The sequence below is a fragment of the Mycolicibacter minnesotensis genome (assembly GCF_010731755.1).
GTDB lineage: Bacteria > Actinomycetota > Actinomycetes > Mycobacteriales > Mycobacteriaceae > Mycobacterium > Mycobacterium minnesotense.
This window is the reverse complement of the sequence record NZ_AP022589.1, coordinates 3,433,776-3,447,946: the sequence shown is the minus strand read 5'-3', so window position 1 is coordinate 3,447,946 and position 14,171 is coordinate 3,433,776. Positions and strand designations below refer to the sequence as shown.

Here is a 14,171-nt window from a genome sequence, read left to right as displayed (position 1 = left end):
TGCTCCTTCACGCGACCGGCTCGTAGGTCAGCTCCTGTGACCAGGTCGGGGTGTTGTGCACCAGGGACGGCGGGATGACCCCGGTGATCTTGACCAGCGAGTCGGCCAGCCAGTGGTACTTCGAGCTACGGTCGATCACCTTCTTGCCATGCCAGGAGATCAACCGGTACATCGGTACCCGGCGAGCGAAAGAGCTTCGCTCGCCGACACTTTGGAACCGGCGCATGGCCTGGTAAAGACGCTCTTCGTTGACGCCCATCGCCACGATGTTGTCCCGCATCTTGTTCAGCAGCGGGAAGTAGCTCAGCGTGCCGATCAGCAGTGCGGGGTTCATCCAGCTTCCGACCAGTTCGACCGCCAGTTTCCGCAAGTCGGCATGACCCAGGATGTCCATCACCTCGAAGTCGACCGCCAGATGTCGCGACTCGTCGGAGTTGATCCGTTTGAAGACCTCTTGGGCCACCGGGTCCTTGACTTCTTCGGTGATGAACTTGATCAGCGCGCCGTCCAGGGCCACTTCCAGCATGGGAATGACGGTGCCCAAGATGGACAGCGACATGCTGTCGGAGAACTTGTCGAGCCAGGTGATGACCAGCTGCACGTTGACGCTCGGCGGGGGAATCTCGTCGGCGTCCAACATGCCCCACCGGCGCATCAGCGCGAGCTCGGCGTTCGCGTGCTTCTGCTCTTCGGCATGGAAGTGCTCGTAGATGCTCTTCAGCGTCGGGGTCGGCGCCTTCTTGGCCAGGGCCGCGAACCCGCGGGCGCCGACGTTCTCGATCCACATCAGGTCAGTCATGAACGGCTTGAGCTTGGCCCACAGGTCCGGCTCGATGAGCTCCGCTCCGGGGGCGTCCCAGTCGATGTCGACCAAGGCCCACTGCTTGTCCTTGATCTTCTGCAACATGTCGTCGAGGTTCATCGCCATGGTCAGTTCTTTCCTTTCGCGAGAAGGCTGTTCGTCAGTTCAGCCCTGGGGAAGCAGACGGGCGAGCAGCCCGGTGCCACGGACGTAGATTTCTGGAAAGTGCCGCTTGAGGTGCCAGATGAGGGTGGCGTCGAGTTGCGGCACTACATAGAGCCGCCCGCTGTCGTGTGCGTCCAAGGTGCGCACCGCGACGTTGTCCGCGGAAAGGCCGGTCCAGCGGGCCAGCTGCTGAGTCAGGTTCATCGACGCAGGCGTGATCCGGCCGTCGGTGAAGACGTTGGTCTTGACGAAGGTCGGGCACAGCACGGTGACCGCGATTCCGGTGCCGTCCAGTTCGGCGGCCAGCGTCTCCGACAGCGAAAGGACGCCGGCTTTCGACACGTTGTAGGCCGCCATCGCCGGTGCCGCGGCGAATCCCGCCGCCGACGCCACATTGATGATTCCGCCGCGTCCGGCCTCCCGAAGCAGCGGAGTGAAGACCTCACAGCCGTAGACCACGCCCCACAGATTGATGCCGAGAGCCCAGTCCCAGTCCTCGAAGCCGATGTCGCCGACCGGCTTTCCGCCGATGCCCACACCGGCGTTGTTGATCACCAGAGTTGGTGGGCCACCAAAGATCTCCTGAGCACGCGTAGCCAGCGCTTCGATCTCACCGCGATCGGACACGTCACACTGCACCGCATGCGCTGAACCGATGCGCAACTGCTCGATCAGCGCCACCGTTTCAGCCGCCCGCTCCGCGTTGATGTCGGCGCAGACGACGTCGCCGCCGCGGCGTGCCAGCTCCAGGGCGAACGAACGCCCGATGCCGCTGCCGGCGCCGGTCACGACCGCCTTTGCGTTGGCGGTCCGCCGGTCGGTGCGCAGCAGGGACAGCACCGTGTCGATTCCGAACATCAGCGCGCTGCCTCGACATCGTCGGTTCGCTGATCGGCATAGACACCGGCGATGAAGGCCGCCACCCGGCGCAATGCGGGCTTGGCCTCCGGGGCCAGCCGGGGCAGTGCCTGGAAAACATGCACCATGCCCGGCCAGACCTCAAGAGTGCTGGTTCCCCCGTTGCGGCGCAGCTCGGCGTCCAGGTGACGCGCGTCCGCGCTGAGCATCTCGAAGCCCCCCACCTGGGTGAAGACCGGCGGCAACTGCGCAGACCGACCGAAGTCGAGCCGAAGCCGGACGTTGTCGGGGTCTTGGCCCTGCACGTAGAGCTGAACCAGGCGCCGCGCCGAGGCTGCCGATGCCGCGGGGTCTCGCCGCAACTTCTCCTGCTGTTCGGCCAGGGTCAGCGTGAGGTCGACCAACGGCGAGAACAGCACCACGCCGGCCGGCTGAAACTCCGGCTCATCGGCATAGGCGAGCAACATGTCGCAGGTCAGGTGGCCGCCGGCGGAGTCTGCACCGATCACGACGTCACGGGCGGCATAGCCCTGGCTTAACAGCCAGCGATAGCCGGCTTCGACGTCATCGGCGGCCGTCGGGAACGGGTGCTCGGGAGCCAGTCGATAGTCGACGGCGAACATCGGCAATCCGGTGGCCTCCGACAGCCGCGCGACCAACTTGCGGTGGGTCCGCGTCGAGCACAGGACGTACCCGCTGCCATGCACGTAATACCCGGCCCGCCTGCCGAACTCGACGCCGGGGGCCAGCACCCACTCGCCACGAACACCTGCTTCGTGTACCGGGATGACCCTGGTTCCGGCGGGCATCGATCCGAGCGTTCCCATGATGGTGGCGATCAGTCCGCGGGCAAACGCGATACCCAGCGGATTCATCGGAATCATCGTGTTGAGGACGTGCAGCGTCCATCGAGCGGCGGTACCCCCAACCACTGCACGCATCGGGGCACGGGTGGGAACTTCAGGCAGGGGCGAGCCCTGGGGTTCGGTCACGGCACACACAACACCAGCAATTCTGCCATTTGTCAATGGCACGATAGGCGGTGTAGAGGTTTGGCCGGCCAGTCCCCCGGCGTCAGGACACCGTGATCGGGAAGGGCATATCGGGCATCTCTACCGGGTACGGCGGCAGGCTCGGCGTCACCGGTCGCATTTGGGCAGACGGCGCCGGCGGCGGCGTTGATCCCATGCTCCAGTTCCCGTCATTGCCGGCGGTGTAGGCCAGCCAGACCCGGTCGACACCGGCCTGGGCTTTGGCCGTCTTGAGCAGTTCGTTCTGATACCCGGTGCGAGGTACTGCGAAGGCGCCCTGACCCGCGCATCCCAGGGACCCACCGGCGAACTGGCCGGCGCCGGAACTGATATGCCAACCGTCCGGGGCTTGGCAGGCGTAGTTCAGGAACTGGCCGCAAGCCTCTGCCTGGAAGCGACCGTCACCGCTGTGTACGGCGCACTGTTGGGTGGGGCTGGACACCGGCTGACCGTAGGACCAGCTCCAGGAGAAGCCCGCCAGCTGGTCGGCCTGGGGGTCCAGGAAGTTCGGTCCTGGTGCGTTGGCACCGCATTTCATCATCTCGTGGATGTCGGCCGAGGTCATCGGCTGGGCATTGCCGCCACCGGCGAGCACGTCAACCAGCGTGCTGGAGTCGAAGAACCGGGTGTAGGAGCTCTCGTACTGCGCCCTGCTGAAGTAGCAGTCGGGGTACGCGACGGTGACCGGCCTGCCCTTCTCCGCCACATTGCTGTCGTTAAAGCCGAGGGCGTCCCACGCCGCGTTCTGGCCGCAGCCGCTGTTGGTATACATCAGCACCTGCTTTCCGCTGGCGAGAATCTGGGCCATGGTCACGCCCAGGGGGATCGGCTGGGTGTCGCAGGTGGAGCCGGGTTGCACCTGCGAGGGGCGGAACAGCAGGTCGCGTGCGGAGGTATTGCCCAAGGTGCTCTCGATGACCGCAGCTCCGGCCGGCAGCGACTTGGTGACGTCATCGACCGGGTCGTCGAGCCGGTTCTCGATGTAGAGGACGATCACCTGATCGGGGTGGGCGTCCAACCAGCCCCGGATCTCCTGCAGGCCCTTGCTGGCAGGTCCTTCGAAGGTGCAGCCCAGGTGGTTGTCGAAGCCGTGACACAAGATCGGTTGATAGCCGCCGGGAGCGCCCAGGCTGGGATACCAGTGCAGGTCGAGCTCGATGAAGCGCATGTCCAAGTCGAGTTGATCGACCAACGAGTACAGCTGGTCGGGATCCATGCCCGACAAGGTCGGCGGAACGTTGGCGTTGGTGTAGTTGAACGAGTTGTGGGTGGCAGGGAGCTGGGTCTGCCCCAGCGGCAGAGTCATGTTCAGCCGGTACTGCTGCGCCAGCGCCCGGTGCACCGGGCCGGCCAAGTACGTCTGCACGGAGCGATTGCCGATGGGACTGCCGTTACGCAGGGCGCAATAGTCGATCGGGCCGTTGATCACCCGGCATTGGCTGGCCACCAACTGTGCCGCCGCGTCGAGCGTTTTACACGCCGATTCCAGCTGACCGGTGGCGACATTGAAGCACGCGCTGATCAGTCCGTGCTTGTTGCCACCGAACCAGCTGCACGCCGCGACGGATCCAACCGTGCTGCAGGCGTTCACCACTGGGTTGGTCACGTCACCGATGGCCGTACAGACCGGGGCGAAGGCCGGCCCCAAGTCGGTACAGGCGGTCGCCAGCGAGGGTGGCGCGGAAGCCGGTGACATCACCGTGATGCCGACGGTGGCCGGCGTCGAGACCGTCACACCGTCGGTCGTGGCGTAGCTGAAGGCGTCGGTGCCGACATAGCCGTTGGCCGGGGTGTAGGTGAAGGTAGCGCCGGTGACCGTGGCCGTGCCGTTCGCGGGTGGGGTGACGATCGCGAACTGGGTGGCCGGGTTGGCCGGAACCGCAACCAATCCGGCGCTGACCGGAGTGGCGGTGGTGGTCACGGCCACCACGTTCTGCGGCTCGGCGCTCGCCGCCGAGGCGAGCCCGGGCAATCCCACCGCAGCCCCGGCCCAGGCGACGAGTACCGACAAGACGGCGGCCACCGCGGTCCAACGAAGTCGGCGAGTCGCGATCCCTACCGTGGCCGTCCACCCGACGTGGCGCCGAGAACGCTTAAAGGCCGCCCCATAAACCACGGACCAACTCCTCATTCGGCAACGACGCCGACTCGCTCACGAATCACTCAGACAACTTCCGTAACAATGGGCATTAAGAATCACACCGGTAACACGACACGATCACAGATCGAGCTCAATGAATTCTTCTGATTAACTTGGCGTCTGCTCACGCCGGAAATTCCCCCAGGGCGCGGCGTACACGCCGGGCGGATCAGAAGTCAGGCAGGAGAACGCTCGGATCAACCGAGCCGCTCAGGTCAAAGAACCCAGGGTCCGGCGGCAGCGATCCGTCGATCGGCGAATAGGCGGCGCCGATCGACTCGGCGACCGCTCGGGGCAGGAAGTTCACCAGGGCATCCACGAAGCCCGTCTGGTACAGATCCTCAAACGGCGTGAGCAGACCTGCCATACCCGGGCTGTCGCCGTTCAAATAGGCGTCGAGGAATTGGGCCGGTGCTCCAATCAGCCCGGCCAGCGCCCCGCCGATATCCCCGGACGCCAGGTCGTCGATGAAATCGCGGGCCAGCGTGCCGATCTCGGCGACGGCAGCCTGCACCGAGCTCAGAGCGGCAAGGCCGACCGGCACCTGCAGTGCGTGCAAGGTCGCCATGCCCGCATTCACGACGTTGCCGACGATCTCGAAGGGGATGGACATCAGGCGATCCACCAGTCCCGCAACCGGGAAGATACTCAGCACAATGATGATGCCCTGCCCCAATATGGCCGTGAAATCACTGGCCGAGACGGCATCGAAGAACGTTTCGAGTTGGCCGGGCAGATTGATCACCCCGTCGACAAAGGACCGGGCTGTATCGCCGATCAGATCCACCGTCGTCTGGGCGTAGTCGAACCAATTGGTGGCCAGCTGGACCACCGTGGGCAGTGGATCTTCCAGCCAGTGGGCACCAAGGGTCCCCAGGTTGTTGACGGTGTTGGTGATCAGGTCCACATACGGATCCAAGGGATTGGCCGACAGCGCGACCGCGTGCAGGACGACCTCGGGCGGCGGCGCCGCTGTCGGCGTCGCAAGGAGCGCACCCGCGGCCAGCACCGCGATGCCGACGGCGGTCCGGGTATGACTGGCTGATCCCACAACACTCATTTCATGACTGGAGCCACTACGGTAACTCTAGGCACGCCGGCCAGCCGCGAAAACCGGCGTTTTTCGGATGTCCCCTGCGAGCCAGGCCGCCGGTGGAGCGCCGCAGTGGGGCGGTTTGCCGCCGGACGGCTACCGATGAGCGGCTCCCTAGCGGCCGGAGCTTCCCCTTGTTGAGTCCTCAAGAACGGACCTAAGTCTGCTTATCCTGGCCCGGCGACTCCTATAACACATCAACAGCCCGGGCGCAGACGGATTTCTTCAGAGAATATTTCCAATCCCACGACGGGTATTGACGCCAGTTGCCACAATCCTGTGAGTTGCTGACTGACGGCACGGCGTACGACCGACATCTGTAGGGGGCATGTCGGTCGACGTAATTTCTTGTCGTGCAATCGGCTTGGCGACGTCACCTATGAACGCTGCGAACTAGGGGGATCGATGAAGCAACTCATCTTCGGCGCCGCACTGTGTGGCGCCGCGTTAGCGTTCGCCGGAGCGGCCAACGCCGCCAACGACAGGCAGTACGACTTTCTCTACGGGTCAACCGATGCGTTGGTCCTGGGTCCAACGGGCATCTCGACGCCGGGCGCCGGATATATCAGCAACGGGATCGATCTGTATCTCGGGCCGCTGGGCTACGAGGGCAACTCCGCGTCGACACTGCCGCTGACTCTGCCCAACAGCTGGGACTTCTTTCAGAGCGTCCCGCAAGGCCAAGCCATCCTCGTCGACTCGATCGTCGCCGACTTCAACGCCGGCGAGATGGGCTGCGACGCCTACGGCGTATGCAGTGACCCAATGACGATCTTCACCTATTCGCAAAGCAGCCTCATCGCGTCCTACGCCCAGGAGCAACTCGTCGAGGCCGGCGTCCCCACCGACGCTTTACGTTTCGTGATGCTGGGCGCCAACCCCGCCGTGGTCCCTAATGACCTGTACCCCACGGAAGTGTTCAACATCCAAGGTGACATCTATGCGGACACCCTGGGCAGAAACTGGTGGGAACTCCTTTTCACCAACACGGGTTGGCAGGAGATCTTTTACGGATTGGCACTTCATCAGGTCTACCTCGGCTTGACGCCAGAGCAGATCGACTCGGCCACATCGGTGGTCGACGGCATGACCACCTACAACGAGATCCCGATGCTCGACAGCAGCGAGCTGTGGCAGGCACTGGTGAACACGTTCTTCGGGGTGTGACCCGAAGTCATTCACAAGTACGGAGTAGGGCGGGCGGGGCTCGAACCCGCGACCAATGGATTATGAGTCCACGGCTCTAACCAACTGAGCTACCGCCCCTGGCACTAACTGGCGGCTACGACACTAGCGCCTACCCCTGGACCGGGCGATGACGCGTCAACGGTGACGCTCCCGGGGGCTCGAGCATCGAAGTCCCCCGCCCGACGCTGAGCCCGGTCACCTGCTGCGCCGTCGCACCGGCACCAACATCGGCACCCGGTGACGGTAGTGCCGGTATTCGTCGCCGAGGGCGGCGATCAGGTCGCGTTCCTCCAGTCGCATCGCGACCAGGATGTAGCCGGTGGCCGCGAGCGCGAACAGCAGGTGACCCGCAGTCATGGTGGGTGTGGCCCAGAACGCGATCACGAACCCCAGCATCAGCGGGTGGCGCACTACCCGATAGAGCGCTCGCGCGTGAAAGCCGACATGGGTGTAGGGCTGCGCTCGCCACGCGAGATACACCTGGCGCAGCCCGAACAGATCGACGTGACTGACCAGGAACGTCGATACCAGGGCTATGGCCCAGCCGATCCAGAACAGGCCCCACAACACCGCCCGCTCCGCGGGCAACGTTGCGTTCCACATGATCGCCGGGATCGGGCGCCACTGCCAATACAACAGGACCAGAACCAGATTCGACGCCAGCACATAGGTGCTGCGCTCGATGTTCGCGGGTATCACGCGGACCAGCCATCGCTTGAAACCCGGACGCGCCATCACACTGTGCTGCACCGCGAACAGCGTCACCAGCAAGACATCGATCGCGGCCGCCAGCCCGACAGGCGCGGGCGGGCCGTGATCGACGCTGCGCGGCACCACGAAATTGCCGAGGAAGCCGACCAGGTACACGAACACCGCGAGGAAGCAAAGATAGTTGAGTGCCCCGTAGGCCAGGGCGAGATGACGGGCCATCGAACCCTCCCGAGCGGCCTCCCGAAAATGCCGACCCCGCCATCGTAGACCCGCTTACCTGCAGGTCACCATAGCTTTCGACGGCCAAGTGATCGGCCATTATCAAGCTCGGCTTACTATCCCAGGATGACCGCGGAAACCTTCGTCACCCACGCCCCCGGCGACGTCCGGATCATCGCCGACCGGCACGGCGACCCCGACGCACGTGCCGTGGTGTTTCTGCACGGCGGTGGCCAGACCCGCCGGTCCTGGGGCCGGGCGGCCGCAGCCGTGGCCGAGCGCGGCTGGCAGGCGGTCACCGTGGACCTGCGCGGCCACGGCGAGTCCGACTGGGCGACCGAAGGCGACTACCGATTGGTCAGTTTCGCCTCCGACGTCCACGAGGTGCTGCGCACTCTGCCGCCGAACCCGGTGCTGGTGGGAGCCTCATTGGGAGGCTGCACCGCGATGCTGCTTGCCGGCGAACTGGCAATCGGTGCGGCCAGCGCGGTGGTGCTGGTCGACATCGTGCCCAACATGGACCCGTCTGGAGCACAGCGAGTGCAGGCGTTCATGGCCGAGAACATGGAGTCCGGCTTCGACTCGCTCGACGAGGTCGCCGACGCGATCGCCGCCTACAACCCGCACCGGCCCCGCCCGGCCGACCTCAACGGGCTGACTGCCAACCTGCGCCGGCGCGGCGACCGCTGGTACTGGCATTGGGACCCCCAGTTCATCAGCGGTCCCGACCACCAGGGTCCGATGGAGATCCACGATGTAGAGCGGCTCAACACCGCAGTGCAGACCATCCTGGACAGCGCAGTGCCGATGCTGCTGGTCCGCGGCCAGCTCAGCGACTTGGTCAGCGCCGCCAATGCCGACGAGTTTCTCACCCGGTTCCCGCGGGTGGAATTCGTCGATGTCGCCGGGGCCGGTCACATGGTCGCCGGTGACCGTAACGACATCTTCGCCGACGCCATCCTCGACTTTTTGGACCGCCACTCCTGCTGAGCTCAGCCGAACACGGTCTGGCCGTCGTCATCTAACAGATAGCGCTCCGTGCCCTCGGCGACCCGGGGCGCGTCCGCCGCCAGGGCCACCGCAATCTTGTTGCCGGCGTTGCGCATCACGTCCAGCGTCAACTCGACGGCCTGCTCGTCACTGAAGTGCCGACGCACCCCGGCGATTACGTCGGCGTCGAACTGTCCGGGGGTCCAGATCAGCGCGTCGACATAACGCAGTGCCGCCTTCTGCGCCTCGGTCAGCAGCGCTGAATCCTCGAAGAGCTCGATGTCGTCGTAGATCGACTCGGAACCACCGGCATGCAGGGCCGTCGTCTCACGCAGCGACTTGCACAACCGGCAGTTGTGCTGGGCTGCACCACGCAGTCGAACCACCTCAGAGGTCACCGGGTCCAGGGATCGCAGTCGGGCCACGGCTGGCATGAACTGATTGAACAGCGCGTCGGCCAGTTCGCCCGCGTGCTCCGGCCCGTCCACGGGCGATGGGAACGCCACCCCGAGAGCGTCGAGGCCGGCATACACCCGGGGTGCGAAATCGGCGACGAACATCTGGATCACCACCCCGAAGGTCTTCTCCCCCAGCGCCTCCCGCAGGCGGACCCGCTGATCCTCGGTGATCGCCGAGACATCGACGCCGAACTGCTCGGCGAACTCGGCCACCGCGGGATCGGAGTCCGCCGGCACATCGCCCGACAGGGCCACCAGCCGGTTCAGCTCATTGAGGACGTCCATCTGACCGATTATGGCCCGTCAGAGCAATAGGCTGGAACCCATGCGCGTCGTCGTCATCACCAAACATGGCCCACCTTCGGTACTGCAGGTGCAAGATCGCCCCGAACCCCCACCGCCCGCCGGCGGACAGGTGCGGATCGGGGTGCGTGCGGCGGGGGTGAACTTCGCCGACCACTTGGCCCGAGTGGGGCTCTACCCCGATGCGCCGAAGCTGCCGGCGGTGGTCGGCTACGAGGTGGCCGGGACTATCGAGGCCGTCGGTGACGGTGTCGATCCGGCGCGTATCGGGGAACGAGTCTTGGCCGGCACCCGGTTCGGCGGCTACGCCGAGATCGTCAACGCCAACGCCGACGACACCATCGCGCTGCCCCCGTCAATGAGCTTCGAGGAGGGCGCCGCGATACCGGTGAACTATGCGACGGCCTGGGCTGCGCTGCACGGCTACGGTTCACTGCAGCCCGGCGAACGCGTCCTGGTGCACGCCGCGGCTGGCGGCGTCGGCATCGCCGCGATCCAACTGGCCAAAGCCGCAGGTGCGGTCGTGCACGGCACCGCGTCGCCCGGCAAACACGCTCAACTCGAAGCGCTGGGCATCGACCGTGCCATCGACTATCGCCGCAAAGACTGGTGGAAGGACCTGCCGCCCTATGACCTCGTGCTCGACGGGCTCGGCGGCACCTCCGTGTGGCGCTCGTTCGCGCTGCTGCGCCCCGGCGGGCGGCTTGCGGCCTACGGCCTGTCGTCGCTGCAACAGGGCGAGAAACGATCACTGCTGCGGGCCGCGCCCCAGGCACTGGCGATGCTGCGCGGCTTCAGTCTGATCACCCAGATGGAGCAGTCCAAGACCGTCATCGGGTTGAACATGCTGCGCCTGTGGGACGACCGCGGCACCCTCGGACCCTGGATCACCCCACTGGCTGAAGCGCTGTCCAGTGGGATCGCAGCACCGATCGTGCATGCGGCGATACCGTTCGCGAACGCCCCGGAAGCCCACCGCATTCTGGCTGCGCGAGAGAATGTCGGCAAAGTGGTACTCGTGCCCTAGGCCAAGCCCGCTCTGACACAGCTTGTGTTGCGCGGCAATGGGGTATGACCTCCAATTCGCCGATCGGACGGCCCGCACCTGGAACCGCGCAGCTCCTCACGAACAGAACAGAAACTCCTGAGAGTTTCTTTCCCTTGCACCGCAACCATTTTCGTCACCATCGCTACGATTTGACGCACCGGTAAACCGATGCCACGATGATTCGGTACGCACCTTGAGTGAGCGGGTAGCCTGCGACCAGGTTCGATTCCCAGCGTCCCCATCCCCTCACCGGGCATTCTGCCGGCGCCCCGCGCGCCCTGGCGTCAAGGAGGTGAGAACGATTTGAGTCCTAGCGACGGTCCTTATCCGAGAAACGCCGACCGTTTCGTTTCGAACCTTCCTCGGCTTTGCTTCTGATCTCTGAATCGATCTATACCGCAACGCTTTAGAGCCCCTGCATGTATTGGCATGGGGCACTTTCCGGTGCGCTCTTCGCGGTGATCTGAAGCCGAATTCGGGTCGGTCAATTGAGGAGATCCGATGCCTTGCAGCCCCACTGACAGCCTGCCCGCAGAGCGGGCAACGTGAGCGCGCCGCTGTGGCTGGCTTCGCCACCCGAAGTACATTCGACCCTGTTGAGTAGCGGACCAGGTGCTGGCACGCTACTGGGCGCCGCGCAGGTCTGGCACTCGCTGAGCTACGAATATAGCTCGGCAGCAAGCGAATTGATTAGCACTCTGCATCTAGTTCGGGCCGGGTCATGGCGTGGTCCTAGCGCTGAACGCTACGCGGAGTCGCACCTGCCGTATCTGGCGTGGTTGGAGAAATCCAGTAGCGAAGCCGTGTCGACGGCGATGCAGCACGAAATAGGTGCGGCGGCCTACGCTGCCGCCTTGGCCACCATGCCGACCCTCGCCGAGCTGGCCGCCAACCACACGGCACACGCCACATTGGTAGCGACAAACTTCTTTGGTATCAACACTGTTCCGATTGCCGTGAACGAAGCCGACTATGCGCGGATGTGGGTCCAGGCGGCCGGCGTCATGGAGGGCTATCAAGCGGTCTCCGATGCCGCGTTGGCGTCAGTTCCCCAGGCGGCACCGGCTCCGGCGATCGTGGCGTTCGATGAGGGCGACGACGGCGCCGACACCGGCAACGGTGGCGGATCGAACTTGGCCGACTACCTTCCGGCGCTTCTTCAATTTGCTGACCTGTTCGACGAATGGATCATTCAGGGGATCATCTACAGCATCGCGGCAAGCCCGGCGATGATCGGAAGCCTTGGTGCGGCAGAGGTTGAAGAGCTGGCTGTCGGCCCGCCTGCCGCAGCCGCGGCAGGCGCGGCCGTCGGGGCTCCCTTACCACGAGCACCGCAGGTGGCGGCCGGGGCCTCGGCATGGCCTGCTATGGCAGCAAACCCGGCCGCGCCGGGCGCGGGGGCGGCCGCCAACCCACCCGCACCCAGCCCCGCAGCGGCCGCCCCGGCAGCGGCGACGATTTCCGCCGCGGTGGCGTTTCGCTCGCCGCCGACCGGGGGAAGCGATCCCCACACGCCGGTCGGGCCGTCGTTGACCGACGGCGACAAGTCGTCGGCCCCGGCTGCTGGTGCTGCGGTCACCTCACGCAAGCCAGCATCGGCACGGCGACGGCGCCGAACCGCCGCCAAGGATCCGGGCATCCGGGTCAGCATGAACTCTGAGCTACCGACCGATCGCGTCCAGCCGGCATCCTCGACGTCGCCGATTGCCTCGCAGCGGGCCACCGGAAGCCTGGGGTTCGACGGGACGCATCGCCGGGATACCAGTTCGCACGCTAGCGGTTTGACCACCGTGAATGACGCGGTCTTCGAGGACGGCCCGATCGTGCCGATGATGCCCGCCACCTGGGATGACGCCGGTGAACCACCCCCGAAGCCGTCCTGAGATGGACGATCCTGCCTACCCTCCGGCAGGCGGCCGGGGAAACCGGAATCGTCGGTCACGCAACCGGTATGCCGCAATACCGTCGTTGCGGGGCCCCGAGCGCCCCATAGGTCCCATCGCCCCCATCGGGGCGCTGTTTGCAGCGGGCCGCAGCGCCTGGGGTGCCTCAGCAGGGACCCCGAACGAACCAGCTGGCCGGGTTGCTCGCCCTCCAGGATCGACGGTGTCGGTCATCTGAGCTGCCGTCAGCCAGCCCGGCGGCACCGTCAACTTGCCCACCGGCGCCGACCGCCCAGCGCTGGCCAGCACCGCGTGGGGGAACTGCGGCGAACCAGGCACCCCAGGCTGGATACTCGGGTTGGGTACTGCGCCTCCCGCGGCCGCCTTTTCCTGTGCATTCAGAAGTGCCACACCGAAGATGCCCTGCGATCCGGTGGTGAAGACCACCTGCTGAGCGATCCCCAACACCCCCAACGTGGGACCCAAGACGGCAAGCTCGGCGACAATGGGCCACGTCTGCGGCGACGAGGCCGCCACAGCTCCGGCTTGTGCCGGTTGTGCCGGGGCTAGGACATGCGGTTGTTCCACAGCGGGGGCAAACAGCTCAGATACCGGTAGTTGGGTCTGCCCGCTGACGACCTCGGCGCTAGCGCGCGCCGACGCGGCGTATTGGGCGAATTGCCCGCCGGCGTTGGTGGTCTCGGGCGGCCGTTGAAACGGGCTCAGTGCGGATGCCTGCGCCGAGGCTCCGGCATAGCCGTACATGGCCGAGGCGTCTTGGGCCCACATCTGCGCGTAGCTGGCCTCGGTGGCGGCGATCGCCGGCCCGTTCTGCCCAAAGAAGTTCGTGGCCACCAGCATCAACAACTGGGCGCGGTTGGCCGCTACCGCTGTCGGCGGCACCGTCGCCGCAAAGGCCGTTTCGTACGCGCTGGCCACCGCTCGAATCTGGGCTGCAGTCGACTCGGCTTGCACCGCCGTGGCCGAGGCCCACGCGATGTATCGCGCGGCGGCCACGGCCATCGCGTCGCTAGCAGCTCCCGCCCACACCTGGCCCTGGAGATTCGCCATCATCTCCGAGTAGCCGGCTGCAAGTGACTCCAAGTGAATTCCGACAGCGTCCCAGGCCGTGGCCGCGGCCATCATCGGCCCCGAACCCGGACCGGAGTACATTCTGGCCGAATTGATTTCGGGGGGTAGAGCGCCGAAATCAAACACCAATGATCCTGTCGCTGGGGCAACAGAGTGCCCACAAGGCCTCGCCGAAGCGCGCGCCGCGCAT

General features: G+C 65.5%; 12 protein-coding genes and 1 tRNA gene. 4 read left to right on the top strand and 9 right to left on the bottom strand.

What is annotated here, in order from left to right:
• Window positions 1–7: 7 nt before the first annotated feature.
• From G6N09_RS15930 to G6N09_RS15910, 5 genes are all read right to left on the bottom strand, one after another.
• Complete coding sequence (locus G6N09_RS15930) at window positions 8–928, bottom strand: reductase (RefSeq protein WP_083022405.1); 921 nt, start codon at window positions 926–928, stop codon at window positions 8–10.
• A gap of 39 nt (window positions 929–967) precedes the next feature.
• Entirely contained in the window at window positions 968–1,825 is an 858-nt protein-coding gene (locus tag G6N09_RS15925; protein WP_083022404.1) for an SDR family NAD(P)-dependent oxidoreductase, read from the bottom strand.
• The gene (locus G6N09_RS15920; RefSeq protein ID WP_083022501.1) at window positions 1,825–2,766 is read right to left on the bottom strand and encodes an alpha/beta hydrolase; all 942 of its coding nucleotides are present in this window, start codon (window positions 2,764–2,766) and stop codon (window positions 1,825–1,827) included. Before G6N09_RS15920 ends, G6N09_RS15925 begins: the two co-directional genes overlap by 1 nt.
• A gap of 133 nt (window positions 2,767–2,899) precedes the next feature.
• Window positions 2,900–4,879: a phosphoinositide-specific phospholipase C-related protein gene (locus G6N09_RS15915; RefSeq protein WP_083022403.1), complete on the bottom strand. Its 1,980-nt coding sequence runs from the start codon at window positions 4,877–4,879 to the stop codon at window positions 2,900–2,902.
• A 286-nt stretch (window positions 4,880–5,165) separates the two neighbouring features.
• Window positions 5,166–6,056, bottom strand: a complete 891-nt coding sequence (locus G6N09_RS15910) for a hypothetical protein (protein WP_133053063.1) — start codon at window positions 6,054–6,056, stop codon at window positions 5,166–5,168.
• 438 nt (window positions 6,057–6,494) lie between these two features.
• Between G6N09_RS15910 and G6N09_RS15905 the strand changes: the two genes are divergently transcribed.
• A complete protein-coding gene (locus G6N09_RS15905; protein WP_083022401.1) occupies window positions 6,495–7,256 on the top strand; it encodes a PE-PPE domain-containing protein in 762 nt (253 codons plus the stop codon).
• A 25-nt stretch (window positions 7,257–7,281) separates the two neighbouring features.
• On the opposite strand, the gene G6N09_RS15900 is transcribed toward G6N09_RS15905, so the two are convergent.
• Together G6N09_RS15900 and mddA are read right to left on the bottom strand one after the other, a co-directional pair.
• Window positions 7,282–7,355: transfer RNA gene (locus tag G6N09_RS15900), tRNA-Ile, on the bottom strand.
• Between the two features lie 117 nt (window positions 7,356–7,472).
• Window positions 7,473–8,207 carry a methanethiol S-methyltransferase gene (gene mddA, locus G6N09_RS15895; RefSeq protein WP_083022400.1) on the bottom strand — a complete coding sequence of 245 codons (735 nt, stop codon included), beginning with the start codon at window positions 8,205–8,207 and terminating at the stop codon, window positions 7,473–7,475.
• Window positions 8,208–8,333: 126 nt separating this feature from the next.
• Here mddA and G6N09_RS15890 point away from each other — a divergent pair, with 126 nt between their 5' ends.
• Window positions 8,334–9,197 (top strand): alpha/beta fold hydrolase, encoded by an 864-nt coding sequence (locus G6N09_RS15890; RefSeq protein ID WP_083022399.1) that lies wholly within the window; start codon window positions 8,334–8,336, stop codon window positions 9,195–9,197.
• A 2-nt stretch (window positions 9,198–9,199) separates the two neighbouring features.
• On the opposite strand, the gene G6N09_RS15885 is transcribed toward G6N09_RS15890, so the two are convergent.
• Window positions 9,200–9,940: a carboxymuconolactone decarboxylase family protein gene (locus tag G6N09_RS15885; RefSeq protein WP_083022398.1), complete on the bottom strand. Its 741-nt coding sequence runs from the start codon at window positions 9,938–9,940 to the stop codon at window positions 9,200–9,202.
• A 40-nt stretch (window positions 9,941–9,980) separates the two neighbouring features.
• On the opposite strand from G6N09_RS15885, the gene G6N09_RS15880 reads away from it, so the two are divergent.
• Window positions 9,981–10,985 (top strand): zinc-binding dehydrogenase, encoded by a 1,005-nt coding sequence (locus tag G6N09_RS15880; RefSeq protein ID WP_083022397.1) that lies wholly within the window; start codon window positions 9,981–9,983, stop codon window positions 10,983–10,985.
• Between the two features lie 566 nt (window positions 10,986–11,551).
• Window positions 11,552–12,889 (top strand): PPE family protein, encoded by a 1,338-nt coding sequence (locus G6N09_RS20360; RefSeq protein ID WP_083022396.1) that lies wholly within the window; start codon window positions 11,552–11,554, stop codon window positions 12,887–12,889.
• A gap of 15 nt (window positions 12,890–12,904) precedes the next feature.
• Here G6N09_RS20360 and G6N09_RS15870 read toward each other — a convergent pair whose 3' ends face one another.
• On the bottom strand, window positions 12,905–14,107 hold the full coding sequence (locus tag G6N09_RS15870; RefSeq protein ID WP_165756557.1) for a PPE family protein: 1,203 nt from the start codon (window positions 14,105–14,107) through the stop codon (window positions 12,905–12,907).
• Between the last annotated feature and the right edge of the window lie 64 nt (window positions 14,108–14,171).